Here is a 26014-nt window from a genome sequence, read left to right on the forward strand (position 1 = left end):
GGAAACGATCCCCAGTTATTTCCCAACCTCGAAGAGATTTCATGTGACCCGCGTCACATCTCTCGGAGGCTCCCGCGAGCAAGAAACCCACGATCGGGCTCCTCCAGCGCGCGCCCTCGCATCCGGCGGCACAGGGTGATCGAACAGGGTGCAGCCGCACCGGCCGGCTGCCTGGAGCGAAAGGCCCCTGCATGCAGCCGACCAGCCGTCGGATATCCCCGCGCCGCCGCGCCGCAGCCTTCGCCACGGTCACCGTCCTCACCCTGACGGTCAGCACCTCGGCCGGGACCGGACATCTGACGACCGGTTCCACCACGGCTGCGGGACCCATCGCGCTGGCGCGCTCCTCCCCTCTCGGTCCCTGCATGATCAGCGGCCCGATGGGCGTGCAGATGTCCGAGGGCATCCCCACCCCGGCCGGCTACACGCGCTCCACCGGCACCGTCCGCGCCCTGAACCTGATGGTCGACTTCTCCGACGCGCCCGGCCAGGGCAGCGCGCTCGACCGCTTCGGCGAGTTCTTCCCGCAGACCACCAACTGGTTCCGCACCAGCTCGTACGGCCGCCTCGACTACCGCCCCGAGGCCCCGATAGGCGGCTGGCTGCGGATGCCCAAGTCCTTCGAGGAGTACGGGATAGAACGCGGGGCCCCCTTCGACCCCGGCTACCGCGAGCTGGTCCAGGACCTCGTGGCCGTGGCCGATCCGAAGGTGGACTTCCGGGAGTACGACCTGCTGAACGTCCTGATGACCCCGAACGCCGGCCCCTCCGCCCTCGACACGGTCCTGTCGGTGACCTTCGCGGGCAACACGGAGGCGCCGGTCGCGGACGGGGTGCCGGTGGCGAACGCGTCCTTCGTCTACAGCCGCCAGGACGACGGCTCCGGCTCGTACGACGAGACCGGCTACCGCGTACTCCCCCACGAGAACGGCCATGTCTTCGGGCTGCCCGACCTCTACACCCAGGACGGGGGCGGCGCGGTCGGGCACTGGGACATCATGAGCGAGGACTGGGGGGCCGACAACGACCTGCTGGGCTGGCACAAGTGGAAGCTCGGCTGGCTCGACGACGCCCAGGTCGGCTGCGCGGCCGCGCAGGGCACCACCGAGCACGTCCTGACCCCGCTGGCCGAGCCCGGCACCGGCGGCAAACTGGTCTTCGTCCCGGTCGACTCGAAGACGGGATACGCGGTCGAGCTGCGCACCCCGGCCGGCAACGACGACGCGATCTGCAAGACGGGCGTACTCATCTACAAGGTCGACGCGACCGTCGACACCGGCCGGGGCCCGATCACGGTCATCGACTCCACCAAGGAAAGCGGCGGCTGCACCCGCAGCCCGAACGTCCACGCCGAACTCTCCGACGCGACCTTCTCCCCCGGCCAGTACTTCAAGGACCTCAGAACCGGCATCCGCATCACGGTGGCGGGCATGGACTCCAAGGGCAACCACCAGGTGTACGTGACGAGGCAAGCGCCCCTTTAGGGGCGCGGGGAACTGCGCGACCAGCCACTGACGGCCCGCAGCTTCGGCACGACCGCTCCCCCGTATTTCATTACCGTGGTCCGGACACCGTAATGGGGAGCCCATGCCACCGACCCACCTCACCCCTGCCAAGCCCGACGCAGTCGTACCCGTAGAGGCAGTAGCCCCGCTGATGCGAGGCGTCACCGTGCTGCAACGGCTCACCGAGGCAGGCGGCACGTCGAGTCTCAGCGCCCTGGAGAAGGCCACCGGCCTCGCCAGATCCACGGTGGACCGCATCGCGGCAACACTGGCCCGCATGGGATACGTACGTCTCGACGGACGGGACGCCGTGCTCACACCGCGGCTGATGGAGCTGGGCAACGCCTATCTGGCCGCGCTGCGGCTGCCCCGGCTGCTGGACGGGCGGGCCGACGCGCTCGCCGACGAACTGGACGAGTCCGTGTCGCTGGCGGTCGGCGACCGGGACGGCATCCGCTTCATCCACCAGGCGACCCGGCGGCGCGCGATGTCGCTGAGCTTCCGCATCGGCGATCTGCTCCCGGCCGAACGGACCGCGCCGGGCCCGCTGTTCGCCACGGAGTGGACCGACGAGGACTGGACGCGCTGGCGCGAACGGCGGGCCGCCGATCCCGAGGACCACGGCTTTCCCGCCGTGCCGCCCCGCGAACACCCCACCGGGGACAAGGAGTTCGAGGAGCGGACGCACGAGGCGGCGGCCCGCGGCTGGGCGCTCGACGACCAGTTGATCGAGCCGGGCCTGGTCGCGGTCTCCGTCCCGGTACGGGATCGCGGTGGACGTATCGCCTGCGTGGTGAGCGTGGTGAGCCACACCAGCAGACACACCGCCGACTCCCTGCGGGACACCCTGCTGCCCCGGCTGCGGACGACCGTGCGCGCGATGGAACGGGATCTGCGGGACGCCCCCGCCCAGCAGCCCGCCGCGCCGGCCGCGCTTGCCGCGCCCGCCGGACTCGCCACCTGGACCGGAGCCTCGAAGCATGAACTGGGCCGGGAGTTCATCGAGTCGCTGGCCCGCGGGCTGACCGTGATCACGTCGTTCGGCGAGGGCCGGGCCGAGCTGACGCTCACCGAGGTCGCGCAGACCACCGGGCTCGCGCGGGCGACGGCCCGGCGCGCGCTGATCACGCTGGAGCACCTGGGCCAGGTGACCGCCCACGGGCGGACGTTCACGCTGACACCGCGCGTCCTGGCCCTCGGCTTCCCGCCCCTCTCCCGTACGACGCTTCCGCAGATCGCGGCCCCGCATCTCGCCGAACTCGCCGACCGGCTGCACGACTCGGCGTCCCTCGCGGTCCTCGCGGGCGACGAGATCCAGTACACGGCCCGCGTCGCCACCAGCCGCATCATGAGCGTCAACATCACCGTCGGCACGCGCTTCCCCGCCTACGCGACCTCGCTGGGCCGGGTGATGCTCGCCGGCCTCACCGCCGCCGAGCGGGGCCCGTTCCTGACCGGCCTGCACGCGCTGACCCCGCACACGGTCACGGACCCGAGTGCTCTCGCGGCCGTCCTCGATCGCGTCCGGGAGGCCGGATACGCCCTGGTGGACGGGGAGTTGGAGGAGGGGCTGCGGTCGATCGCGGTTCCGGTGCGGGATCGTACGGGGCGGGTCGTGGCGGCCGTGAACGTGGCTATGCACAGTTCTCGGCGGACGGTTGAGCAGTGCGTGGGTGAGGTGTTGCCGGAGCTGGCGGCGACGGCCGGGCGGATCGAGGGGGACCTTCGGGTGGCGGGGCGGTTTGCGCGGGTTCTGGTCGCCTAGCCGGCGGGGCATGCGGCAACTAAGGGGGCTGGTGGGAGACCGGTTTGACCGGTCTCCCACCAGCCCCTAGCGCTTCGCGCGATGGGTTGTGGGCAGCTGCGGGTCCGTGGGGGCTGGTCGCGCAGTTCCCCGCGCCCCTAAAGGGCGCCAGCCCTGCCTTCGTCGGCGTCGTCATGCCCCCGAGCGGGCCGTCGCGCGGAACGGCGGGGGTACGCCGTCGACCCCCGCCGTTCCCTCCCGCCGGCCAGAGGCCACCAGGCCCTTGAGCGCCGCCTCTGTGGAGAGTCGCGGCAGCAGCAGCGCCCAGAAGCGGGTCAGCATGGACTGCGACAGCCACTGCGCGTTCCGGCTGCCCAGGGCACCGAAGCCCACGGTGGCCGCGACCACGGCATGGGCCGCGTCCTGCGGCGACACATCACGGGCCAGCGCCCCCTCGCGGGCCGCCTCGGCCAGCACGCCCTCCACCCAGGTCTGCCACCGCCGCCGCAGATCCGCCCCGGCCGCCACCGGCACCGGGCTCTCGCTCAGGTCGAACCCGGCCCGCAGGATCACGTCGTGCCGCAGGCCCCGGAGCAGCGCGTGCGTGGTGTCGACCAGTACCTGCATGGACCCGCCGGAGCCGGTGCCGGTGGAGCCGGTGCCCCCGGCGGTCGCGGCGGCCTCGCTCCTCGCCCGGCCCTCGACCGTGATGCGCCGGAGCCGCTGCGCCGCCGCCTCCCACACCGCCGCGGCCAATGCCGCCTTGCTGGCGAAGTGGAAGTGCAGCGCGCCGTTGCTCACCCCGGCCCGGGCGCTGATCGTGGACAGGGACACGACGTCGAAGCCGTCCTTGCAGAAGAGCTCGGCCGCCGACTCGATCAACGCGTTGCGCGTACGTACCGCGCGTTCCTGCTGGGCCATCTGAGCGCTCCGTTGCTGCGAGAGGCGTGCCGGAGAGGCGTCCTCACGATAACAAACCGCACGTGCGGTTTCTATTGCGGTGCCATTGCGATCGCTACTGCTCCTGCGGGGCTCGCAGCACGGGCAGCGACCCGTGGCCGTTGACGATGAAGGACTCGACCGGCTCGATGCCCTCCACCGGAGCCGCCAGGGAGAGCCCGGGGAAGCGGTCGAACAGCCCCGCCAGGGCCACGCTCGCCTCGATGCGCGCGAGCGGCGCCCCCAGGCAGCGGTGCACCCCGAAGCCGAAGGCCAGGTCCTCGCGGCGGCCCGGGCGCAGCAGGTCGAAGACGGCGACGTCGTCCCCGTAGGCCTCCGGATCTCCCGACGCGGCGGCGAAGGAGACCAGGATCGGGTCGCCCTTGCGGATCAGCACGCCATCGGCCTCGCCGTCGGCCGGTGCGGGGTTCCCCAGTGTGATGTCGTCCACCGCGAACCGCATCGGGGAGTACGCCGCCGGGCTGTGCACGCGCAGCGTCTCGTCCACCGCGTCCATCCAGGTGGCCCGGCCGGCGCGGATGTGCGCGAGCTGTTCCGGGTGGGTGAGCAGGGCCCCGACGGCGTTGGTGATGAGCGTGCAGGTCGTCTCCTGACCTGCGGCGATCATGAGGTAGAGGGTGCCGAGGAGTTCCTCCTCGGTGAGCCCGCCGTCCTCCTCCTGGTCACGGGCCTCGATCAGCGCGGACGTCAGATCGCCGCCGGGTTCGGCCCGCTTCTCGGCGGCCAGCCGGGCGAGCATCCCGAAGACCTCGATCTGCGCGGCGGCCATCCGCTCGGCGGACACAGCCGTGCCGAACACCAACTCCAGGGCGGCACAAAGGGGTTCGCGCGCCTCCTCCGCCACCCCGAACAGTTCGCAGATGACCCGCATCGGCAGCAGTCTGGCGAAGTCGGCCCGCAGATCGATCCGTTCACCGGCCGGCACGGCGGCCAGGTCGTCCAGCAGCCCGGCCGTGATCTCCTCGATCCGCGGTCGCAGGGCCTCGCTCCGGCGCGTGGTGAACGCGCCCGCGACCAGCCGCCGAAGCCGGGAGTGGTGATCCCCGTAGGCGAACAGCATGTTCTCGTTGGCGACCCACGGATACAGCGGCCAGTCGGGGCCTATCCGCCCCTCGACGAAGGCGGGCCAGTGCTGCCGGGCGTCCTTCGACACCCTTGGATCCAGCAGGAGTTGCTTGACGTACTTCTGCCGTACGGCCGCCCAGGCGACCACCCCGCCCGGCAGCTCCACCTCGGCCACCGGCCCTCGTGAGCGCAGCTTCTCGGCCTCCGAGGCGAGATCGCGCCCCGTCACGTCCAGCGCGTACGGGCAAGCAGGCATGTCCATCCGTGCACTCCGTTCGATCGGTCGTCGACGCGCCCCCGACGCGAGGGCGCTTCACTGGGCGGCGGTCGCGACCCCCGCGGGTGCCTCGGCCCCAGCCCCGGCACCGGATCCGGCACCGGCCTGCGGACCGGTCGCGATGTCCGCCTCCGGGCCGCCCTCGGGGCCGTCCTCGGGGCCGTCCTCCAGGTCGCCCTCCGCCTCGGCCTCGGCAGCCTCCGCCTCGCGCAGTTCCATGGCCTCGCGGTGGATCCGCGCCGCCCGCTCCGGGGTGAAGTCCAGCCGGACGAGCACGCCCGGCACCGCGATCGACGGCATCAGATGCCGGTAGAGGTCGGCCACCCGCTCCGCCAGATCCGCGCGGCCGGTCATGATCCGCGACAGCACCTGTACGCCGGTGAAGGCGCCGACGAACAGCTTCGCGAGCGAGTCCACATCGGCGTGCGGCAGGACCTCGCCCTTCGCCTTGGCCTCCTGGAAGAGGGCCTTGGTGTGGTCCTGCCAGGCCCGCATCGGCACACGCCGGTTCAGGTGGTCCTTGGGCGACCCCTGGTCGACGGTCAGCCGCACGCTGCCCTGGACGATCGGGTCACCCGTGTCCCGCTTGAGCAGATACGCGAGCAGCAGCGCCTCGTCCAGCGACTGCTGGAGCTTCAGCTCCTGTTCGGGCACCTGCGGCAGGGACTCGACCTGGGCCGCGAGGACCGCCTGGGCGAGCTCCTCCTTGGACGTGAAGTGGAAGTAGAGGGCGCCTTTGGTCATGCCCGACTTCTTGAGGACGTCCGAGATGGTCGCCGCCTCGTATCCGACCTCGTCGAACACCTCGGCCGCCGCGACGAGAATCGCCCGCCGCGTCCGAATGGCCCGCTCTTGCCGCGCCACGAACAACCTCCGTACCATCCCGCTCACCGGGAAAAGAGACCATGAGGTCTGTACCGGGCAGCTGCGACCTCGCGGTTCAGAATAAAACCAGCTGAACGGTTTCTCAAGGATTCACCCACATAGAACTCATGGCCCTCATGGCCCTCGCGTGAGCTGCACCGACGCCCCGGCCGCGCCGTGAGCGCCCCCGAGGGCTCCCCCAGTAAGCGCCTTCGCCCCCTGAGCACCCTTGAAAACAAAACCGGTTGGTACGTATCTTCGATGCGCAGTGGTTCGTACCTGACCGGTTCCCACACCCAGGGGAGTTCGATGGCCGTGCCCGCACACACCAGGACCCACCCCGTCGCCGACGAGCTGGCCCAGCTGCTCTTCGAGGGCGCCGATCGCGAACGCGTGCACGGGGTCTGGCGCCGGCTCGTCTCCGGCAAGGAGTTCGCGTACCGCCCGGGGCTGCCGCCCGAGGAGCGGACGGCCCTCTCGTACGAGCGGCTGCGGCTCCTCAACGACGCGGCCGGTGACCCGGTGGCGCTGGCGGCCGATCCGTACCGCCTCGCCGGGCTGCACGAGTGGACGGGGCCGGTGGACGGCGGACTGACCACGCTCGCGAGCATCCACTACAACCTGTTCCTCGGCAGCGTCCTCGACCACGACGGCGGCCGGCGCAGGGACCTGTCCGCGTTCACCTCGCTCCGGCGTACAGGAACGTTTCTCTGCACGGAGTTGGAGCACGGGAACGATGTCGCGTCGATGGAGACGGTCGCGGTGTTCGACCGCACGACGGGCGGCTTCCACCTCACCACCCCCACGCCGGGCGCACGGAAGTTCATGCCCAACACCAGCCTGACCGGCGGCCCCAAGACGGCGGTGGTCGCCGCACGCCTCGTCGTCGACGGCGAGGACCAGGGCACCTTCCTCTTCCTGACCCCGCTCAGCGACGAGAACGGCCACCTCCCGGGCGTACGGGTCCGGCCGCTCCCCCAGCGCACCGGCACCCCGGTCGACCACTGCCTCACCTCGTTCGACCGGGTGTGGCTGCCCCGCGAGGCGCTCCTTGAGGCCGAGCACGGGCGGCTCGGCGCCGACGGGACCCTGACCAGCACCCTCGGCAACAGGCGCAAGCGGCTGCTGCGCTCCATCAACCGCGTCACCATGGGCAAGCTGTGCATGAGCGCCGGCACGCTGGGCATGTCACGGGCCGCGCTGACCATCGCGGTGCGGTACGCCCACAGCCGTTTCCTGGCCGGGCCGAAGGCGGGCGAGCGCATTCCGCTGGCCGCCCACCGCAGCCACCACGGCCGGCTCTTGTACGCACTGGCGACGGCGTACGCGATGACGTTCCTGCACCGCTCGCTGGTGAGCCGTTTCGCCGTGCACGCGGAGGAGGACCGGGCCGAGGTGGAGCGCGAGGTGGCCGTGGCCAAGGGCTGGATCACCTGGCAGGCCCGCGCGATCACCACCGAGTGCCGCGAACGCTGCGGCGCGCAGGGCCTGTTCCCTGCCAACGGACTGGCCGACCTCCCCCTCAACATCGAGGGCGGCATCACCGCCGAGGGCGACAACCTGGTGATCTGGGTGAAGGCCGCCTCCGAGATGGTCTTCGGCCACCAGGGTGTACGGGCCGGTGAGTCCGGCGATCCCGAGGGCCGGGAGCTCACCGAACTCCCCTTCCTGCGCGGCCTGTTGGCCGAGGCCGAGCGCATCTGGCAGGACCGGGCGCGGGCGGCCCTGCGCGAGGGCCCCTCGGGCGACCCGGTCGGCCGCTGGAACGCGACCTCGGACGCCGCCCTGGAGATGGTCTCCGCCCACGCCCGCCTCCGGGCCGCCGACGCGTTCCTCGCCGCGGCCGCGGCCGCGCGGGCGCAGGATCCGCGCGCCGCTTTCCTCATGCGGAGCCTGTGCCGGCTGTTCCTGTTGCGGCAACTCGGTGAGCACACGGGGGATCTGCTCGCCGAGGGGCGGCTGACGCCGGATCATGTGCGGGGGCTGCCGAAGGCCGTCGACACGGTTGTCGGGGAGCTTGCTCCCCATCTCATGACTCTGGTGGACGCGTTCGATCTGCCTGCGGAGGTGTTGTCGGGGATTCCGATAGCGAGTGGGGGGTCGGTGGGTGGGGATGGGAGCGGGGACGGGGGCGACTGGGTGGAGGCGGAGGTGGAGGTGGGGGCCGGGGTTTCGGTGCGGGTGTGAGTCTGCGGGTGGGTGGGGGCTGGTCGCGCAGTTCCCCGCGCCCCTAAAAACGTTGTGGCTGATCGCGCAGCCTGGGGCGCCCTAAAAGACAGGGGCGCAGCCCCGTCTTTTAGGGGCGCGGGGAACTGCGCGACCAGCCACAGCGGGCCCGCACCCATACGACGACCCCAACCTTCGTCCTACCGGACCAGGCAAGGTCGTTTCGGGTCGAACTGCCAGTCGGGGATGAGGTATTGCATCCCGGTGGCGTCGTCCCGCGCACCGAGGGCCTTGTCCTTGTAAAGGGCGTGCGCGGCTAGGAGGCGGTCCATGTCCAGGTCGAGGCCAAGCCCGGGCGCGTCGGGGACGGAGATCTCGCCGTCGGTGATGCGGGGCGGGGTGACCGTGAGGCGTTCCAGGCCCTCCTGCCAGATCCAGTGGGTGTCGAGGGCGTTGTACTCGCCCGGGGCGGCCGCGCCGCAGTGGGTGACCATGGCGAGCGAGATGTCGAAGTGGTTGTTGGAGTGGCAGCCCCAGGTCAGACCCATGGCGTTGCACAGCTGAGCTACCCGCACCGAACCCTGCATGGTCCAGAAGTGCGGGTCCGCCAGCGGGATGGAGACCGACTGGAGGGCGAGGGCGTGGGTCAGCTGACGCCAGTCCGTGGCGATCATGTTCGTCGCGGTCGGCAGGCCGGTGGCCCGGCGGAACTCGGCCAGGATCTCGCGGCCCGAGTAGCCGCCCTCCGCCCCGCAGGGATCCTCGGCATAGGCGAGGGTGCCCAGCAGCGGCGTACACAGCTCGATCGCCTCGCGCAGCGACCACGCGCCGTTCGGGTCGAGGGTGATCCGGGCCTCGGGGAAGCGGGCCTTGAGCGCGCGTACCGCCTCGACCTCCTCCGTGCCCGCCAGGACGCCGCCCTTGAGCTTGAAGTCCCGGAAGCCGTAGAGGTCGTAGGCGGCCTCGGCCTGGCGGACGATCGCCTCCGGCGTCAGGGCCTCCTCGTGCCGGACGCGGTACCAGTCGACGTCCGAGTCGGGCTCGCGGACGTACTCCAGGTCGGTGCGGTCGGGGTCGCCGACGTAGAAGAGGTAGCCCAACACCCGTACGGAGTCCCGCTGTTGACCGTCGCCCAAGAGGGCTGCGACCGGGACGTCGAGGTGCTGGCCCAGGAGGTCGAGCAGTGCCGACTCGACGGCCGTGACCGCGTGGACGGTGGTGCGCAGGTCGAAGGTCTGGGCGCCGCGTCCGCCCGAGTCGCGGTCGGCGAAACGGGCGCCGATCTCGCGCAGGACCCGCTTGTAGTCGCCCACCTTCGCGCCGACCACCAGGGACTCGGCGTCGCGGAGAGTCTGGGTGATCTTCTCGCCGCCGGGCACCTCCCCCAGTCCCGTACGGCCCTCGGAGTCCTTGAGGACGACGACGTTGCGGGTGAAGTACGGGCCGTGGGCGCCGGAGAGGTTCAGCTCCATGCAGTCACGGCCGGCGACGGGATAGACGGCGAAGTGGGTGACGGTCGGCTGGCTCAGGAAGCTCATGCGGGTCGCAGTCCCTTGTGTGTGGAGGTGGTCGGGGCCGGTGGTCGAGGACTTCACAGGCTGAGGACGTCCAGGGCCCACTCCAGCGCCAGGACGCCGCCCAGGCCGATGATCGCGAGCACCGTCGTATAGGTCGTACGGACCTTGATCGCCTCGATGACCGAGAGGTTGAAGTACTCCTTGAACAGCCAGAATCCCGGGTCGTTGACGTGGGAGAAGGCGATCGACCCGCACGACACGGCCAGCACCATGATCTCGGGGTGGACGCCGCTGCCCGCGAGGAGCGGGAGGACCACGCCGGAGGCCGTGACGACGGCGACCGTCGCCGAGCCGAGGGCCACGCGGAGGATGACCGCGATGAGCCACGCCAGGATGATCGGCGAGATGGACCAGCCGTCGGTGGCGTCCTTGATGTAGTCGGAGATGCCGCCCTCGACGAGGACGTTCTTGAAGGCACCGCCCGCTCCGATGACCAGCAGGATCATCGCCATCGCCTTGGCGGCGGAGGTGCAGGAGGCGCTGACCTCCTCCATGCTGCGGCCGATCCGCGGTCCGAACGCCCAGATGGCCAGCAGCAGCGTCAGCATGAGCGCGATCGGTGCCGAGCCGATGAACGCGACGAAGTTCAGGAACGGGCTCTCGCCGGACGTGGCCATGTCGGTCACGGCGGCGCCCGCGATCAGCACCACGGGGAAGAGCGCCACGAACAGCGACCAGCCCATGCCTGGCATCTCCTCGTCGGCGAACTCCCGCTCGCTGACCAGGCCCTTGGGGATGGACGGGTTCATCCGCCTGATGAACGGCAGCCGCGGCCAGGCGAGCGCGATGAGCGCGCCGGCCGGTACGGCGATGAAGAGGCCGTAGAAGAGGGTGTGGCCGACGGACGCGTGGAAGGTCGCGGCCACGGCGGTGGGGCCCGGGTGCGGCGGCAGGAAGCTGTGCATCGTCGACAGCGCGATCGACATCGGCAGGCCGACCCAGAGCAGGTTCGCCCCGGTGACCCTGACCAGGGTGAACGCGATCGGCACGATGATGATGAACGCGACCTCGTAGAACATGGTCACGCCGATGAGCATCGACGTGACCACCATGGCGACCTGGACCCAGCGGGGGCCGAAGGCGTCCAGCAGCTTGCCCGCGATGCGTTGGGCGGCGCCCGAGTCGCCCATGACCCGGCCCACCATCGCGCCGAGGCCGATGGTGAGCATCGTGTCGCCGATCTGGTCGCCGATGCCGGTGGAGAGGACGTCCGGGATGTCGGCCACGGGTATTCCGCGGACCAGGGCCACGCCTATCGCGACGAGGAGGAGTGCGGCGAAGCCGTTGAGTTTCAGGCGGGTCATCAGGAGCAGCAGGATCAGGACGCTGATCCCTACTACGAGGAGAGGCATGGCAGTTCCCCTTTGAACTGTTGGCTCTTGTTGCGGGTGGCTCCGCCGGTTTGGTGCGGGGTGGCTCCGCCGGTTTGGGGCCGGGTGCGGGTGAGTGGGGGCTTGTCGCGCAGTTCCCCGCGCCCCTAAAAAGCCTGGTCAGCGGGCTCCTACCAGGCTCAAGCCCGTGGCGAGGATCTTTTCCAGGGCCGCCAGGTCTGTTGGGGCGGGGTCCGTCAGGGGGGCTCGGGTTGGGCCCACCGGGAGGTTGCGTAGGCGGGCGGCGGCCTTGATCAGGGAGACGGCGTAGCCCGGGACGCGGTCGCGGAGCTCGACGAGGGGGACGTAGAAGTCGCGCAGGAGCTTGGTCGTTGTCGGGTGGTCGTCGGTGTGCAGGGCTGTGAAGAAGGCGTTCGCTATCTCGGGGGCGAAGGCGTGGACGGCCGACGAGTAGGCGGGGACGCCGACGGTGGCGTACGCGCGGGCCTGGATCTCGGCGGTGGAGGCACCGTTGAAGAAGAGGAAGCCGTCGGGGGCGGCCAGGGTGAGGCGCTGGAGCCGGTCCAGGTCGCTGTGGCCGTCCTTGAGGCCGATGACGGTCGGGATCCCGGCGATCCTGCGCAGGCCCTCGACCGTGAAGGCGACCTGACCGCGCTGGTACGCGATGAGCGGGAGCGAGGTGCCGGCAGCAATCCGGCGCAGCTGCTCGACCAGTCCGTCCTGCGGGGCGGCGACCAGATAGTGCGGGAGTACGAGGAGGGCGTCGGCGCCCGCTTCCTCGGCGATCCGGGCGAAACGGCGGGCCTGCGCCCAGCCGTAGCCGATGCCCGCCACCACCGGCAGCCGGCCGGCGGCGACCTCGACCGTGGCCCGGACGACCTCGCGGTACTCGTCCTCGTCCAGCGAGAAGAACTCACCGGTGCCGCAGGCGGGGAAGACCGCACCCGGGGCGATCGTCTCCTCCTCGGCCGCCAACTGGCCGGTCAGGTACGTCCGGTACGAGTCGAGGTCGAGGCCGCCGTCGCTGTGGAAGCTCGTGAGGGGGAACGACAGCACCCCGCCCGCCATGCCCTCACGCAGCCGCTGGACAGTGCCTTCGGCCTCCGCGCTGATCCCTGTCATGAACGCTGTCTCCATATGCAGATGCTGTCTACGTATGAAGATGGAGGCTAAGTTGATGAACGCGCAGGGTCAATGGGTGGGACATCGCGGATTTACGATGAGCCCCATGCCGGAGAGCGAAGAGGTGCAGGGCGGAGGCCCCCTTGCGCGGGCCCGGGTCCGTACAGAGGGCTCGGGCGTCCGTGAGGTCAAGTCCGCGGCCCGTACCGTCGCGCTGCTCGAACTGCTCGCCGCGCGCGGCGACCGGCCCGCCCGCCTGGACGAACTCGCCGAGGAACTGGGCGTACCGCGCAGCAGCATGTACCAGCTGCTGCAGACCCTCGTCGACCGCGGCTGGGTGCGTTCCGACACCACCGGCTCCCTGTACGGCATCGGGATCAGCGCGCTGCACACCGGCACGAGTTACCTCGACAGCGATCCGCACGTCCGCACGGTCCGCCCCTTTCTCGACGAGGCCTCGGACGCGCTCGGCGAGACGATCCACCTGGCCCGGCTGGACGGCCCGAACGTCGTCTACCTCGCGACCCGCGAGTCCCACGAGTACCTGCGCACCATCAGCCGGGTCGGCCGCCGGATCCCGGCCCACGCGGGCGCCCTCGGCAAGGCACTCCTCGCCGAGCGCCCCGACGACGAACTCCCGCTCCCCGAAGGGCCGTTGGCCGCCCTCACGGAGAACACCCACACCGACCGCGCGACCCTGCTCGCCGACCTGGCGGAGGTGCGCGAGCGCGGTCACTCCATCGACCGCGAGGAGACGGTGACCGGTATCGCGGGCTTCGGCTTCGCCCTGCGGTACGACTCACCGGCCATGGACGCCATCAGCTGCTCGGTGCCGGTGGCCCGGCTCGACGCGGCACACGAGGCCCGGGTCGTCGCGGTCATGCGGGAGATCCGGACGAAGATCGAGAGCGTTCTGTCGCCCGCGTCAGGCGCTCCCGACTGGCGTTGACCCGCCGGCCTCCTCCGGTCCGAAGTCCTTTTGGTGCAGCGGCAGTTCGGCCACCACTTCGAAGCCGCCCTCGGGGCGGTGGCGGGCGAGGAGACTGCCGCCGACGGACTGGGCGCGTTCGCGCATGCCGAGGAGGCCGAACCCGCCGGCGACCTCGGCCTCGGTTCCGACCCCGGTTCCGGCCCCGGCCCCGGTTCCGGTCCCCGTGTCGCTGCCTCCGGTGGCCCGGGTAGGTGTCGGGCCGCCTCCGTCGTCGGTGACCGTGATGGTCAGCCGGTCGTCGGAGTGGGCGAGCCGGACCCGTGCCTCGCGCGCGGCCGCGTGCTTGGTGACGTTGGTGAGGGCTTCCTGCACGATCCGGAACGCCGTGTGGTCCGCTCCCGGTGACAGCCGGCGCGGCGCGCCCTCGGTGGTGACGGTGACCGCGAGCCCGGCGGACCGGAACGACTCGGTCAGGGCGGCCAGCCTGGCGAGTCCGACGGCGGGCACCGCGGGCGGTGTGTCCGGGTCGTCGTCCGGCTGTCTCAACAGGCCGACGGTCGCCTTGAGTTCACGCAGCGCCGAGGAGGTGGAGAGCGCGAAGTCGGCGAGGATCCCGTGGGCCCGCTCGGGGTCGGTGCGCATGAGGTGGGTGATGGCACCGGCCTGGGCGTTGGCCAGCGCCAGATGCTGGGCCGTGACGTCGTGCAGTTCGCGGGCGATGCGCATCCGCTCCTCCGCGACCCGGCGCCGCGCCTCCTCGTCACGGGTCCGCTCGGCGTGTTCGGCACGGGCCCGCACGGCGTCCACGTACGCCCGTCGCAGCCGGACCCAGCTGCCGAGTGCGGTCGGCAGCAGGACCCAGGCCGCGGGGCCGGCCGCCCTGAGGTCCAGCGGGCGGTCGGCGGGGCCCGCGATCAGTTCGGTGGTCATCAGCAGGGCGGCGATCCCGATGGCACAGCACCTGCGGACGCCGTCGCGGTCGGTGCGCAGGGCGAACAAGTAGAGCGCGGCCATGAGGGGCCCCAGCGACAGGACCGTCTGCAGTTGGCCGAGCCCGGCCGACGTCACGGCACAGGCGGTGGCCACGGCCACGGTGACGTACGGATGCGTGCGGTGCAGCGGCAGGACCGCGCACGGGACGCCCGACAGCAGCAGCACGGCCCACCACGGGAGCGGGGATTCGGCGCCCGAGGAGACGTACAGCGCGCCAGGCACGGAGACGGCGAACAGAAGCAGGGCGATCGAGGTGTCGAGGACTTGGGGGCTGTTGCGTACGGGTCTGTGTACGAGTCGCTGCCGGCTGGTGGTCATCGCGGATTCCTGTCGGGTGCTGTGCTCGCTACGGGGTTACGTACGGCTGCGTACTGGGTGTGCGTACGGGGTGTGCGTACGGGCCGAGGGCCGCCCCTGGGTGGCGGGCGGCCCTCGGTGGGTGGCGGTCAGACGGTGGTGAACTCCGGCCTTGTGTCCTCTGCTTCGGTACGTGCCTTGGTACGTACCTCGGTCGGGACGTCGTCCTTCGTGGCCTGTGGTGTCGCGGCCCGGTGGCTGAGGGCCTCGCCCTCCACGTCCACGCGGGGCAGGATGCGGTCCAGCCATCGGGGCATCCACCAGGCGGCCTTGCCGAGGAGGGCCAGGACGGCCGGGACGAGGGCCATGCGGACGACGAACGCGTCGAAGAAGACGGCGATGGCGAGCCCGAAGCCGATCATCTTGATCATGGATTCGCCGGCCCCGATGAACCCGGAGAACACCGCCATCATGATCAGTGCGGCGGCCACCACGACCCGGGCGCTGTACCGGAAGCCGGTCCGGATCGCCTGGCTCGGGCTGTCCCCGTGGACGTACGCCTCACGCATCCGGGCGACCAGGAACACCTCGTAGTCCATGGCCAGGCCGAAGACGATGCCCACCAGGAAGATCGGCATCATGCTCATGATCGGGCCGGTCGTCTCGACCCCGAGGAGTCCGGCGCCCCAGCCCCACTGGAAGACCGCGACGACGGAACCGAGGGCCGCGAGCACCGAGAGGAGGAAGCCGACGGCCGCCTTGACCGGGACGAGTACGGACCGGAAGACGATCATCAGCAGCAGGATGGCCAGACCCACGACCAGGATCAGGTACGGGATCAGCGCGTCCTGGGTCTTCTGGGCGACGTCGATGTTCAGTGCGGTGGTGCCGGTGACCTCGAACTCCGCGCCGGTGGAGGCCTCGGTGGCGGGACGGTCGGCCCTGATGCTCTTGACCAGGTCCACGGTCTGCTCGCTGGTGGGTGCCGTGGACGGGATCGCGGAGAACACGGCGGTGTCGCCGGCCGGGTTGAACCGGGCAGGTGAGACGGACACGATCCCGTCGGTGGCGCCGATCCTCTCCTCGATCGTACGGACGGCGGTCTTGGGGTTCTCGGCGTTCCTGGCGTCCACGACGACGGTGAGGGGCCCGTTGAAGCCGGGGCCGAAGCCGGCGGCAAGGTCGTCGTAGGCGCGGCGTTCGGTGGTGGAGGTGGGCTTGGCCTCGGCTCCCGGCATGCCCAGTTGGAGGTCCATGACGGGTATCGCGAGTGCGCCGAGCCCGACGACGGAGGCGATCAGGACGGGGACGGGGCGGCGCAGGACGAAGCGTGCCCAGCGGCTGCCGCCGTTGTTCTCGCCGCCTTCCTTGCCACGTCCGCTCCGGCGGGCCTTGCGGGCCCTGCGCGAGAGAACGGTGCTACGTCCGCTCCGGCGGGCCCTGCGCGCCCTGCGCGAGAGAACGGCGTCGGGCCAGAAACCGAGCACGGCCGGGACGAGTGTCAGCGCGATCAGCACACCGACGACGACCGCGCCCGCGGCGGCGAGCCCCATCTTGGTGAGCATCGGGATGCCGACCACCGAGAGTCCGGCCAGCGCGATGACGACGGTGAGCCCGGCGAAGACGACGGCGGATCCGGCGGTACCGGTGGCGAGCCCGGCCGCTTCCTTCGGGGCGTGGCCCTTGGCGCGCTCCTCGCGGTAGCGGGAGACGATGAACACGGCGTAGTCGATGCCGCAGGCGAGGCCCAGCATGGTGGCGAGGGTGCCCGTCGTGGACGACAGACCGAACGCACTGGCCAGCGCCATGATCGACGCCATGCTGACACCGACGCCGAGGATCGCGGTGAGCAGCGGAAGCCCGGCGGCGGCGAGGGACCCGAAGGTGATCAGCAGTACGAAGGCGGCGATGGCGATACCGATCGCCTCCGCCGAACCGCCGGCCGAGGGCTGGGTCTCCAGGGCGGTTCCGCCGACCTCGACGGTGAGGCCCGTGTCCCGGGCCTGCTCGACGGCACTCTCCAGCCGGTGCTTGGCGGCGTCGGTGAGATCGTCGGCGGCGGCCTTGTAGGTGACGGTGGCGTACGCGGTCGTACCGTCCTTGCTGACGGCCTCTGCCTCGGCCTGGAACGGGTTGACGGCGCTCGCGACCTGCGGTCCGCCGGCCGCGCGCTCGACCAGGGTGTCGACGGCCTTCCGGTGGTCGGCGGCGGTGATCTTCTGCCCGTCGGGCGCGACGAACACGATACGGGCGGTCGCGCCGTCGGCCTCGGTCCCGGGGAAGCGCTGTTCCATCAGGTCGAAGGCCTTCTGGGACTCGATGCCCGGCATGCTGTTCGTCGCGTCGGGGGCGGCGGGCGCCTTGGCGGCACCGAATCCGACGGCGGCGAGGACCGCCACCCAGAGGAGGGTGACGTACCAGCGCCTTCGAAAGGCCAGCCGGCCGAGTCGGTGGAGGAAAGTGGCCACGGGGGTCTCCAGGGGTGGTCGCGTACGTCGAGATACGTCGAGGTGTGTGTGGTCGAGGTGTGTGTGGGGGGGGGCGGCGAGGCATGGGGGCGCTTGAGCATTGGGCCGGGCGGTGGGTCGGTGCTTGAAGGGGTGGGCCGGGGTTGGCCCGTGGCCCGGCTCCCGCCGGGGCCGTCAACGCCCTCCGGGGGGGCCGCCGACTTCCGAGATCAACGATCCCGGCGGCGGCCCGCGCTCACGAGAGAGCGCACTCCCGAACGGTGGTGTAGCGGGCTACACCACCAGGACGGGGCCCCGCTCTCCCCCGCAGGGCACCCCGCGGCTCCTAGCCTGAACGGCATGAGGAAGACGACGCGGCAGGCGGCCGGGGCAACGGTCCAGCTGGCCAGGGCCGCGGTCCTGACCTTCGGCACGATGCTCTTCCTCACGGTCCTGCTGATCACGGCCACGGCCACCCTCGCGGTGGTGGGCGCGGGGCTGCTCCCCGAGACGGTGACGCTGGTACGCCGGATCGCCGGGGCGAAGCGCCGCCAGGTGACACGGTGGACGGGCGAGCGGATCCCGGAGGCCTACCTCCCCCTGGACGACGGCCCGCTCCGCGCCCGTCTGCGCACGGCGGTCCAGGATCCCGGCACGCTCAGGGACCTGCGCTGGATGTTCGCCCAGTACGGCTACGGCAGCCTGCTCCCGATCCTGGCACTCGGGCTCTGGCCGGTGGCGCTGCTGGTGGACGGAGTGCGCTGCGGCCTCTTGACCCGCGAGCCGCGCGTCCTCCCCCTGATCGTCCGACTCGCGGACCTCGAAGCGAGATGGTCCACCGCCCTGCTGAAGCCCTCTCCCCGGGCACGCCTCAGCGAGCGGGTCGAGGAACTGACCGCGACGAGGGCGGGAGTGGTCGCCGCCCACGAGGCCGAACTGCGCCGCATAGAACAGGACTTGCAGGACAGCACCCAGGCCCGCCTGGTCTCCCTCTCCATGCGCCTGGGCCTGGCGAAACGGGCGTACGAACGCGACCCCGCCGCGGCCCGCAAACTCCTGGACGACGCCCAGGACCAGGCGGAGGAGGCCCTGACGGAACTCCGCCACGTCGTCCGCGGCATCCACCCGCCGATCCTCACCGACCGCGGGCTGGCGGGTGCCGTACGGGCCCTCGCCGCGAGCAGCGGCCTCGACGTCACCGTCGACACGGGCGACCTGGAGACCGGCCCCCGGGCTCCGGCTGGGGTCGAGGCGGCCGCCTACTTCACCGTGGCCGAGGCCCTGACCAACGCCGCGAAACACAGCGGCTCGCATCGCGCCTCGGTCCAACTCGCGCGCTCAGCAACGGGATTGACGGTAACCGTCTCCGACGAGGGCCACGGCGGCGCCGACGAGACAGCCGGCTCGGGCCTACTCGGAATGCGCCGCCGAGTCGCCGCCCTCGACGGCACCGTACGCCTGACGAGCCCGGCGGGAGGACCGACGGTGATCGAGGCGGGGTTGCCGTGTGGGTGGTGAGGGGGCGCGGCGGCCGTGCGGGGGCGGGCGGCGGGTGGTGGCGATCGGGGCGCGGGTGGGAGGCGAGGATTCCAAGGCGGAGCCAGGGGCCTCCTCCCACCCGAACGAAAGGAACACCGCACCGACACCGCATGGCCACCGAGCCCGCCCACAGACACCCCCGGACCACTGCCCACCCAGCCCCCACGCTCGTCCGCTACGCTGTTCCCGGTACCTCTCCCTGCCACCAGGAGGAGGGCTGGGGACAAGCACGACACCCCCACCCCCCACCTGAGCCAGGAACCGGCACCACGCCTTCGTAGCTCAGGGGATAGAGCACCGCTCTCCTAAAGCGGGTGTCGCAGGTTCGAATCCTGCCGGGGGCACAGCGCAATAAGCCGCTGACCTAGGGGTTTCACCCCCAGGAAGGCGCTCTACTCGGCCTCGGACTCCTCGTCCGGGGCCGTTTGCGTGAGCGGACGGGCCGCCAAGGCCCGATATTTCTCCCGCCTGATCAGCATCAGTCGGCACAGACACCGCTGTCGTGTCGGACGAGTGCCGCCGGCAGCCCACTAACCCCCGGCGATCCGCAGCGAGGGTGCTCCTGGCTCGACTAGTCTTCCCTCGTTGCCGGAGCAGTACGGGGAGGGGCAGCAGTGGCGCAAGTGGGGCGTGAACATTTCGTCGCCGTTGTAGAAGAGCTCACGGCACGGTGGCTTCAGGGCAGCGAGCGAGAACTGCCCGTCCGCACGCGTGCGGAATTGATCGGAGAACGGGCCCTCGACTCATACGAGAGCGCGGCGCCCGATGGCGCTCTCCCCGACGCCCTCGCGGCGCTAGGTGCAGCTGACGCCCTCGGCTCCAACATTCCGGCCCTGCGGCAGCGGCTGGGCCACCTCTCCGACGCGGCCAGGTATGCCCGGCCCCAAAATGCAGAGCTCCAGGACCGCTCCGAACCGGATGTGTCCCGGCTTGACGAGCTGCACGACCTTCTTCGCGTACAAGCCAGTGAGAGCCGAACCGCCTACCGGGCTCTCCGGCCCAGCCTGGAAACCGCCCGCGGCTATGAGAGCGAAGCCCTGGGTTTCGCCCTGCTGGTCTACACCTGCCAGCTACGCGACGCACTTGACACGCACCTGGAAGAGGTCAGAAGCACCCCGCCCATCGAGCACATCCAGCTCTCCCCTAGTGACCGCGCTCGCCTCCTCCAGTGCGTCCGCACCCGAGCCTCTGGCGCACTGAACCAGGCGGTCGACGGGTTGCAGACTGCCGTCGACGCCAGCACCAACGACGGGCATCCTCGGGGACGGAGCTACACGCTCGGCGATCTGGCTCAGGCCCTGCTTCTGCGCTACGAGGCCCTCAAACGACCTTCCGACCTCGAACATGCGGTGAGCAATGCCAGGGCAGCGGCGCGGCTGGCTCGGAGCGTCGACGATCGAGACTTGTCCCTAGTGTGGACGGGGGTGCTCGGTGTTGCCCTACGAATGCGGCACGATGCCGACGGTGACAGCGAAGATCTGAAGGCTGCCGCCGACGCACTATGGAAGACCAAAGACCTGAACTCGCTGAGCATCGAACGGGGCGCACTGAACGGGTGGTTACGAGCCGTAGGGGCTGTGCAGCGGTATTACTACGCCATCTCGCATGAAGTTCCCTATCTGGAGAAAGCGTTCGAGACACATCTCGGCATCTTGCAAGCACACACATCGCTCGATCTACGCGATGCTCGTGGCACCTCCCCATCCGCGGTGTACGCCAGTTTCGGCTACAGCTGCCTCACCATGTGTGAGCACTCAGCCGAGCCGGACCTGCTTGGCAGAGCCGTGCATGCCCTGGACAGCGCCTTGGACCCGGCAGCTTCCGAGGAACGCGGCCCGGTCGAATGGACGGAGTGGACAGGAGCTCTCGCCACAGCTCTGCGGCTCCTCTTCGAACGGCAGGGCGACTCCACCTCCCTAGAGCGGCTAGTCACCGTCCTCACCCTCGGCTTGAAGTCCCCAGCCCTACCGGAGTCGAGCCCAGACCGTACGAGGTGGCGTAAGAAGCTCGGTGAGGCATTGCTGCGGCGCTATGAACTCATCGGCGCCGCCACGGACTTGCACACCGCTCGCGGCCTCCTGAGCCATGCGCCCTCAGACGCCCTACTCGCCGCTGCACATTACGCCGAATATCTACGCGCCAGCGACCTGCGTGCTCTGGACAGCGCAGTCCTGACCGCCGTCGCAGCGGTTCGAACTGCTGTGGGGCCAGAAGGTGCACACCTCCCGGCAGCCTTCCAGCTCGCTCAGTGCCTGCTCGCCCGAGCAGACGTGCTGCGTGCGCCGGACGACGCAAGGCACGCAGCCGATCTTCTTAAGCACTGCCTGGGGTGGTCCGACCAGCCAGCCGAACAGCTAGCACTACAGACCGTCGAGTACGGACACGCACTACTGACGCTCTATGAGGCACGAACGTCCCCAGTATTGAGCCGCGAAGGGGGCGACCCCTCGGATATCAGCACCCTGGAAACCGCAGTTGTGACTCTCACGGAGGTGCTGGTTAATCCCGGCCCTCGGGAGAGGGTCAAAGCACGGGCTGCGAGCCTTCTGGAGCAAGCCGTGTCACTGGACAGGGAGCGCCGCGCGCGTTCCCTTCGGCGGGCTGAGAACGACTACGATAGTCATCTTGACGCCCACGCGTGGCGGCAAGCTCACGCCGCCCTGGAGGAGCGGGCCACGGACGACAGGCGGCCTCATCGACCACGAGCGACGCACGACCTCCGCGGCGACCTCGAAGCGATCCGGGACGAGCTTCACCATCGTGTAGTCGATGTCGTGATGGAACACCCCGACGCCGGGCCAGTCGTGCAGGCCCGGTTGGTTACGGCCAAGGCCGACGTTCTTGCTCATTGGTGTCTGGAGGCCGGTGAGATCCACGCCGCCCTCGAAGTCACGGAGTCGGGTCGGGCTGTGCTGGCGGCAGCGGCCGCAGGAGCAGACGTGATCGGTGACCGGATCGCCCTACGGGCCCTTTCCTCCCTACAGGAGCAGGGTATGGAAACCCGGGTCGCGATCGATGCCGCGGAAGTCGGCCGACTGGCCAACGCCGACCCACGCCATGCCCTACCCGAGGCCGTCTCCGGGCGCAGTCGCCTTCCCCTACCAGAGAACATGCGGGAGTCTGTGCGTGCTGCCCTTCGTGACGTCATTCCCGCACCCACGGCGCATGACATTGCGGAGTGGTGTGGATCGCTGGGCATCGATGCCGTAGTGCATCTCTTCGCCGGACGGCACTGTGGCTGGGCTCTCATCACCCTCTGGGACGGGCGCATCGCTTCTCTGCGGCTGCCCCTCCTTCGACTGAACGCAACCGAGTTGGTTCATTTCACGGCAGCGCACGACAGCCAACTACGAGTTCAAGGCACCGGGAACCCGCCAGACGATCTATCCCGGCGGACGGCAATACGCAATGTCTGCGACTGGGCCTGGAAGGCTGCGATCGGGGCACTGCACGAACATCTCGCCACCGTAGGAATCGAAGGTACACCGCGCGTCGCCGTTATTCCGCCCGGGCCCCTGGGCCTCGTGCCATGGCACGCGGCCCGGCACCGTGTGAAGGAACCCGGCGGATGGGGACACCGCTTCGCGATCGAGTCGATGGCATTCACCTACGCGCCGTCAGCACGAGCTCTGTCCTGGTACGCCTTCCGTGCCCTCCTGCCACTCACGGGAAGTGGCGTGGTTGTCGTCGACCCAACCCGGGACCTACCGCATGCCCGCCAGGAGGGCGAGGACGTCTACCGCTGGTATTACTCCAAGGGCCGACGGTTCAGCGGATCCGGCGAGCCCGGCTCGGTGCCCGCTACTCCGCGAGCAGTGCTGTCCGCACTGAGTGACACGTTCGACGATCTTTCACCCGCATACCCGGTGGCCCATTTCGCCTGCCACGCGCGCAGTCTGGCACTCGCCAACGAGTCGCACCTGGTGTTGGCGAACGAGCAACGGCTCAGCGTCGCCACGGTTCTCGACCGACTCCGATGGGATAGCCAAAGGCCGGGTCTAGCACCGCTAGTCGTGCTGTCCGCCTGTGCCACGGCCGTACCGGGAGCGCACTATGACAGCGCCTTGAGTCTGGCCACAGCATTCGGGGCAGCAGGCGCGGCGGCCGTAGTGGGGTCGTTGTGGGCGGTGGACGACGCTACGACCGCTGCTCTGATGCGTGACTTTCACACGCTACTCAATCTGGAGGGACTGCCGCCCGCCGAGGCACTGCGCACGGCGCAACTACGTGCTTTGCGGGAGGCCCGGGCCCGAGCACGAGGGAAGAAGACCAAAGCCAAGGCCCTGGCTGGAGACCCTTCGTCCTGGGCCGCATTCGTCCATCAGGGTCTCGGAAACGCATCGGCCACTCAGGGCTCGGTCGTCTCCTCCGCTGTCGCCAGGCTCCCAGAAAGTGAGGGCTCCAACGCCGGCTCGGCGCCCGGCAGCCCGGGACTTCGTCTGCCGATCTTCGCAAGCCTCCCCGGGCCAGATCCATCCGCCATCGTATGGAAGTGTCCGTTGGACGACTGCATCCAGCAGGCCGACGGCGATATGGACTCCCCGTTCGACGCCGACTGCTGCCCGAGCCACCCCGACAACGCGTTCATTCTGGCTTAGGGGCAGAGTTGGGCGGCCTGGTCAAAGGACTCCTCGAACCCATCGCGAAGCGGTGGAGTGCGGTCATGGGTGGCCCCCTGCTTCTGTTCTGGCTGGCGGGTGCGCTGGCCGTGGTGTGGCGGCGGGGTTCAGGCAAGGACCCATGTCGCCTGCCTGAGCGTCACAGCGACGTGCTGTGCACGATCGCTGCGCAGAGGCCGTTGGGGCCAATCCTCTGGGCTGCGGCGGCGACCGCGGTCATCGTGATCTCGGCGTGGGCACTGTCAGCGTCGGCAGGGTTCGCACTCGAGATACTCGCCGGCCGTTGGGGTACCTCCAAGATCGCTCTCGCGTATACCCGGCACCGCATAGCCCGGCATCGCGCCCGCCGCAGTGACCTCGCCACCTGGCGTCAGGCGCCACCCGCCGGCCTGAACGGCGAAAACCTTGATGCCTGGCACAGTCAGAACGGTTGGCGCGCCACCCGAAGGCGGGCCGCATATGCGCGCTACCCACGGATGACCGACTCCCACCGCCTGCTCCCTACGTCTGTGGGCAACGCCCTCGTTTCGGTGTCGGCCGAAGCACGTCGCACATACGGACTCGACCTCGCCGTCTGCTGGGACCCGTTCGTGAAGGCCCTAGAAGCACCCGTACGGAGCGAACTAACCGTCGCTGCGACCCGCGTCTTTGCCCGGGTACAAGGGCTTGTGTGCGCGGCGGGCGCCGCTCTCTGGGCGGCCGTGATCCCGGGAGTGCTACCGCGGCTGCTGTGGGTGGCGGTATGCGTACTGCTCGTCTGGGGCGCGCACCGTTCTATTCGGGCTGGCGTCGACGCGTACTGCCGTCACGTGGCCAGCCTCTTCGCTATTCATCGTGTGCGGCTCTACCGGGCGCTGGGGTTTACTCCGCCGACGACCGCACAGGCAGAGACGGACTGCGGCGCAACCCTGAGTGCCGTACTGTCCCGTAGCCTTCCCACTGTCTCAGACCCGGTGCCGTATGAGTGGGCCTCGCCGGGCGATTCGGGCGCTTAGCAGAGCAGTTTCAGCGCACATGAGACACCAGAAGCACGCGGGTTATACGAAGAGGTAGATCCGAGCCAGAGCCTCGATTGTCGGCCTATTCACCGGTCACGGGCTTACCCAAAGGTATCTCGGAGGCGGATGCCGCAGATTCGGGTCCGTCGAGGCACAACGAATTACCGATCTGACCTGCGGTCTAGGTAGCAGATTCATCCGTCCTCGAACTCCTCGTTCGGCGCCGATTGCGTGGACGGACGGCGGCCGGTTGCCTGAGGATCTCCCAACAGATCGGCACCATCTGCATAGTACTTTCCGCCTCCTCGGACTGAGGATCTACCTCGGGTCCGGTGTCCCAGGATGTGACCCGTGCCCGCGGCACGAGCCGGGCCGCACCCGCCGCGTGATCCAGGGTCGCGGCACCGTGACGGAGGTCGTGGAGCCGGACCGGCGGGAGGCCGATCTCCTCGTACAGCTCGATGAATCGTCGTGTGACGTTGGCGGGGTGGAGCAATTCTCCATTCTCGCGGGTGAAGACCCTTCCGGTCTCCACCCAGGCGCTCCCCCACTTCTCGCGGTCCTTGTCCTGTTGGGCGCGGTGCCGTGTGAGGGCCTGGACCGTGTCGGAGTCGAAGTCGATGGTGCGCGCCCCCGCGTCGGTCTTGGGATCGTCCTCGTACACCTCCCAGCCGTTCACCACGAGTTGCTTGGCGACCGCGAGGAGGCCGGCTCTCAGGTTGGTGTCGGTCCACCTCTGACCGCATGCCTCACCTCACCGCAGCCCGCGGAAGGCGACCAGGTGAAACAGCGCGTACAACCGGTCCTCGGCTACGTCAAAGAGGCCTGTGTGTTCCGGCGTCCAGACCATCACCGGCGAGGGCTTCTCGCCGGTGCGCCTCCAGTGGAGGATGCGCTCCTCGGTCCACACGAGCGCCTTGGGAAGCCTGCCCACCATCCGCCTCAACCAGCAGACCCGCCACAACGGACTCGCCCTCGACGACATCACCGTCGGAGCTATCTCCGCCATCGCCCCGCTCGCCCTAGCCGGAGCCCTCCACTTCTACCTCCTCGTCGCCCGGCGCCCCTGACCGCCACAACCCCAAAGACCGCCACGAACCCGCCAAGAAATGAAACTGGCGTGGTTCCTAGCGTGGCACAGCGGTTGGATACCGACACAGTGGGCGCAGTTCGACAGTCTCGGTCGAGTCACACGGATCAACTACGACTTCGCTCCGGACGTCGACAAAGACCAAATGCGGGAGATCGCCAAACAGGGGTTTGCCTTCTTCGGAGCACTCAGTACCCTCTACACGGCGCGATTCCGGCAAGCTACAACCACCGATGGCGGCGATATCAGGGCACTGAGCGAGGAGCCTTCGCCTGCCCTCATGACTCAACTGGTACCCGAGGATTATTGGGAGCGAGACCGAATTCTCGGACTTTGGAAGTTCAACCTCAAACCGCAGTAAAGAAAGCGGTTAAACCACCGCCTGCTCTGTACGAAGGCACCCAAGTCCGTGCGCTCATCACGCCCTCCCCATAAGGATTTTACTTCCAGGGACGGAGGGCCCTTCGAGGCTTTTCCGGATCACGCTGT

General features: G+C 69.8%; 15 protein-coding genes, 1 tRNA gene and 2 pseudogenes. 8 read left to right on the forward strand and 10 right to left on the reverse strand.

Translation table 11 applies throughout. The features are described from left to right. The first annotated feature begins 191 nt into the window (after positions 1 to 191). Both ACFWXQ_RS32315 and ACFWXQ_RS32320 read left to right on the forward strand, forming a co-directional pair. Positions 192 to 1484 (forward strand): M6 family metalloprotease domain-containing protein, encoded by a 1293-nt coding sequence (locus ACFWXQ_RS32315; RefSeq protein WP_383936431.1) that lies wholly within the window; start codon positions 192 to 194, stop codon positions 1482 to 1484. 103 nt (positions 1485 to 1587) lie between these two features. After that, positions 1588 to 3270 (forward strand): IclR family transcriptional regulator C-terminal domain-containing protein, encoded by a 1683-nt coding sequence (locus ACFWXQ_RS32320; RefSeq protein WP_383936433.1) that lies wholly within the window; start codon positions 1588 to 1590, stop codon positions 3268 to 3270. Between the two features lie 171 nt (positions 3271 to 3441). Here ACFWXQ_RS32320 and ACFWXQ_RS32325 read toward each other — a convergent pair whose 3' ends face one another. The 3 genes and pseudogenes from ACFWXQ_RS32325 to ACFWXQ_RS32335 form a co-directional block, all read right to left on the reverse strand. After that, a complete protein-coding gene (locus tag ACFWXQ_RS32325; protein ID WP_383936435.1) occupies positions 3442 to 4170 on the reverse strand; it encodes a ScbR family autoregulator-binding transcription factor in 729 nt (242 codons plus the stop codon). 94 nt (positions 4171 to 4264) lie between these two features. Continuing rightward, complete coding sequence (locus ACFWXQ_RS32330) at positions 4265 to 5536, reverse strand: cytochrome P450 (protein WP_383936437.1); 1272 nt, start codon at positions 5534 to 5536, stop codon at positions 4265 to 4267. Positions 5537 to 5740: 204 nt separating this feature from the next. Further along, positions 5741 to 6415: pseudogene (locus ACFWXQ_RS32335) on the reverse strand (ScbR family autoregulator-binding transcription factor); the annotation flags it as partial. Between the two features lie 261 nt (positions 6416 to 6676). Between ACFWXQ_RS32335 and ACFWXQ_RS32340 the strand changes: the two are divergent. After that, a complete protein-coding gene (locus ACFWXQ_RS32340; protein ID WP_383936439.1) occupies positions 6677 to 8602 on the forward strand; it encodes an acyl-CoA dehydrogenase in 1926 nt (641 codons plus the stop codon). A gap of 179 nt (positions 8603 to 8781) precedes the next feature. Here ACFWXQ_RS32340 and ACFWXQ_RS32345 read toward each other — a convergent pair whose 3' ends face one another. The 3 genes and pseudogenes from ACFWXQ_RS32345 to ACFWXQ_RS32355 form a co-directional block, all read right to left on the reverse strand. Continuing rightward, the gene (locus ACFWXQ_RS32345; RefSeq protein WP_383936523.1) at positions 8782 to 10110 is read right to left on the reverse strand and encodes an enolase C-terminal domain-like protein; all 1329 of its coding nucleotides are present in this window, start codon (positions 10108 to 10110) and stop codon (positions 8782 to 8784) included. A gap of 62 nt (positions 10111 to 10172) precedes the next feature. Continuing rightward, positions 10173 to 11558: pseudogene (locus tag ACFWXQ_RS32350) on the reverse strand (gluconate:H+ symporter); the annotation flags it as partial. Between the two features lie 90 nt (positions 11559 to 11648). Then, a complete protein-coding gene (locus ACFWXQ_RS32355) occupies positions 11649 to 12611 on the reverse strand; it encodes a 5-dehydro-4-deoxyglucarate dehydratase (protein WP_383936441.1) in 963 nt (320 codons plus the stop codon). Between the two features lie 106 nt (positions 12612 to 12717). Here ACFWXQ_RS32355 and ACFWXQ_RS32360 point away from each other — a divergent pair, with 106 nt between their 5' ends. Beyond that, positions 12718 to 13560: an IclR family transcriptional regulator gene (locus ACFWXQ_RS32360; RefSeq protein ID WP_383936443.1), complete on the forward strand. Its 843-nt coding sequence runs from the start codon at positions 12718 to 12720 to the stop codon at positions 13558 to 13560. On the opposite strand, the gene ACFWXQ_RS32365 is transcribed toward ACFWXQ_RS32360, so the two are convergent. Both ACFWXQ_RS32365 and ACFWXQ_RS32370 read right to left on the reverse strand, forming a co-directional pair. Beyond that, positions 13537 to 14853, reverse strand: coding sequence for a sensor histidine kinase (locus tag ACFWXQ_RS32365; RefSeq protein ID WP_383936445.1), 1317 nt, complete (start codon positions 14851 to 14853; stop codon positions 13537 to 13539). The genes ACFWXQ_RS32360 and ACFWXQ_RS32365 overlap by 24 nt on opposite strands. 128 nt (positions 14854 to 14981) lie before the next feature. Beyond that, on the reverse strand, positions 14982 to 17300 hold the full coding sequence (locus tag ACFWXQ_RS32370) for an MMPL family transporter (RefSeq protein WP_383936447.1): 2319 nt from the start codon (positions 17298 to 17300) through the stop codon (positions 14982 to 14984). A 339-nt stretch (positions 17301 to 17639) separates the two neighbouring features. On the opposite strand from ACFWXQ_RS32370, the gene ACFWXQ_RS32375 reads away from it, so the two are divergent. From ACFWXQ_RS32375 to ACFWXQ_RS32385, 3 genes are all read left to right on the forward strand, one after another. After that, positions 17640 to 18797, forward strand: coding sequence for a histidine kinase (locus tag ACFWXQ_RS32375; RefSeq protein ID WP_383936448.1), 1158 nt, complete (start codon positions 17640 to 17642; stop codon positions 18795 to 18797). A gap of 292 nt (positions 18798 to 19089) precedes the next feature. After that, positions 19090 to 19162: transfer RNA gene (locus ACFWXQ_RS32380), tRNA-Arg, on the forward strand. 270 nt (positions 19163 to 19432) lie between these two features. Further along, entirely contained in the window at positions 19433 to 23416 is a 3984-nt protein-coding gene (locus ACFWXQ_RS32385; RefSeq protein WP_383936450.1) for a CHAT domain-containing protein, read from the forward strand. A 1200-nt stretch (positions 23417 to 24616) separates the two neighbouring features. On the opposite strand, the gene ACFWXQ_RS32390 is transcribed toward ACFWXQ_RS32385, so the two are convergent. Continuing rightward, on the reverse strand, positions 24617 to 25114 hold the full coding sequence (locus ACFWXQ_RS32390) for a hypothetical protein (RefSeq protein WP_383936452.1): 498 nt from the start codon (positions 25112 to 25114) through the stop codon (positions 24617 to 24619). A 148-nt stretch (positions 25115 to 25262) separates the two neighbouring features. Here ACFWXQ_RS32390 and ACFWXQ_RS32395 point away from each other — a divergent pair, with 148 nt between their 5' ends. Then, positions 25263 to 25505: a hypothetical protein gene (locus tag ACFWXQ_RS32395; RefSeq protein WP_383936454.1), complete on the forward strand. Its 243-nt coding sequence runs from the start codon at positions 25263 to 25265 to the stop codon at positions 25503 to 25505. A 218-nt stretch (positions 25506 to 25723) separates the two neighbouring features. On the opposite strand, the gene ACFWXQ_RS32400 is transcribed toward ACFWXQ_RS32395, so the two are convergent. Continuing rightward, positions 25724 to 25807 (reverse strand): Vmc-like lipoprotein signal peptide domain-containing protein, encoded by an 84-nt coding sequence (locus ACFWXQ_RS32400; protein WP_383936525.1) that lies wholly within the window; start codon positions 25805 to 25807, stop codon positions 25724 to 25726. Positions 25808 to 26014 lie beyond the last annotated feature (207 nt).

This window comes from Streptomyces sp. NPDC058697, from assembly GCF_042715345.1.
In the GTDB taxonomy this organism is placed as follows: Bacteria; Actinomycetota; Actinomycetes; order Streptomycetales; family Streptomycetaceae; genus Streptomyces; species Streptomyces liliifuscus.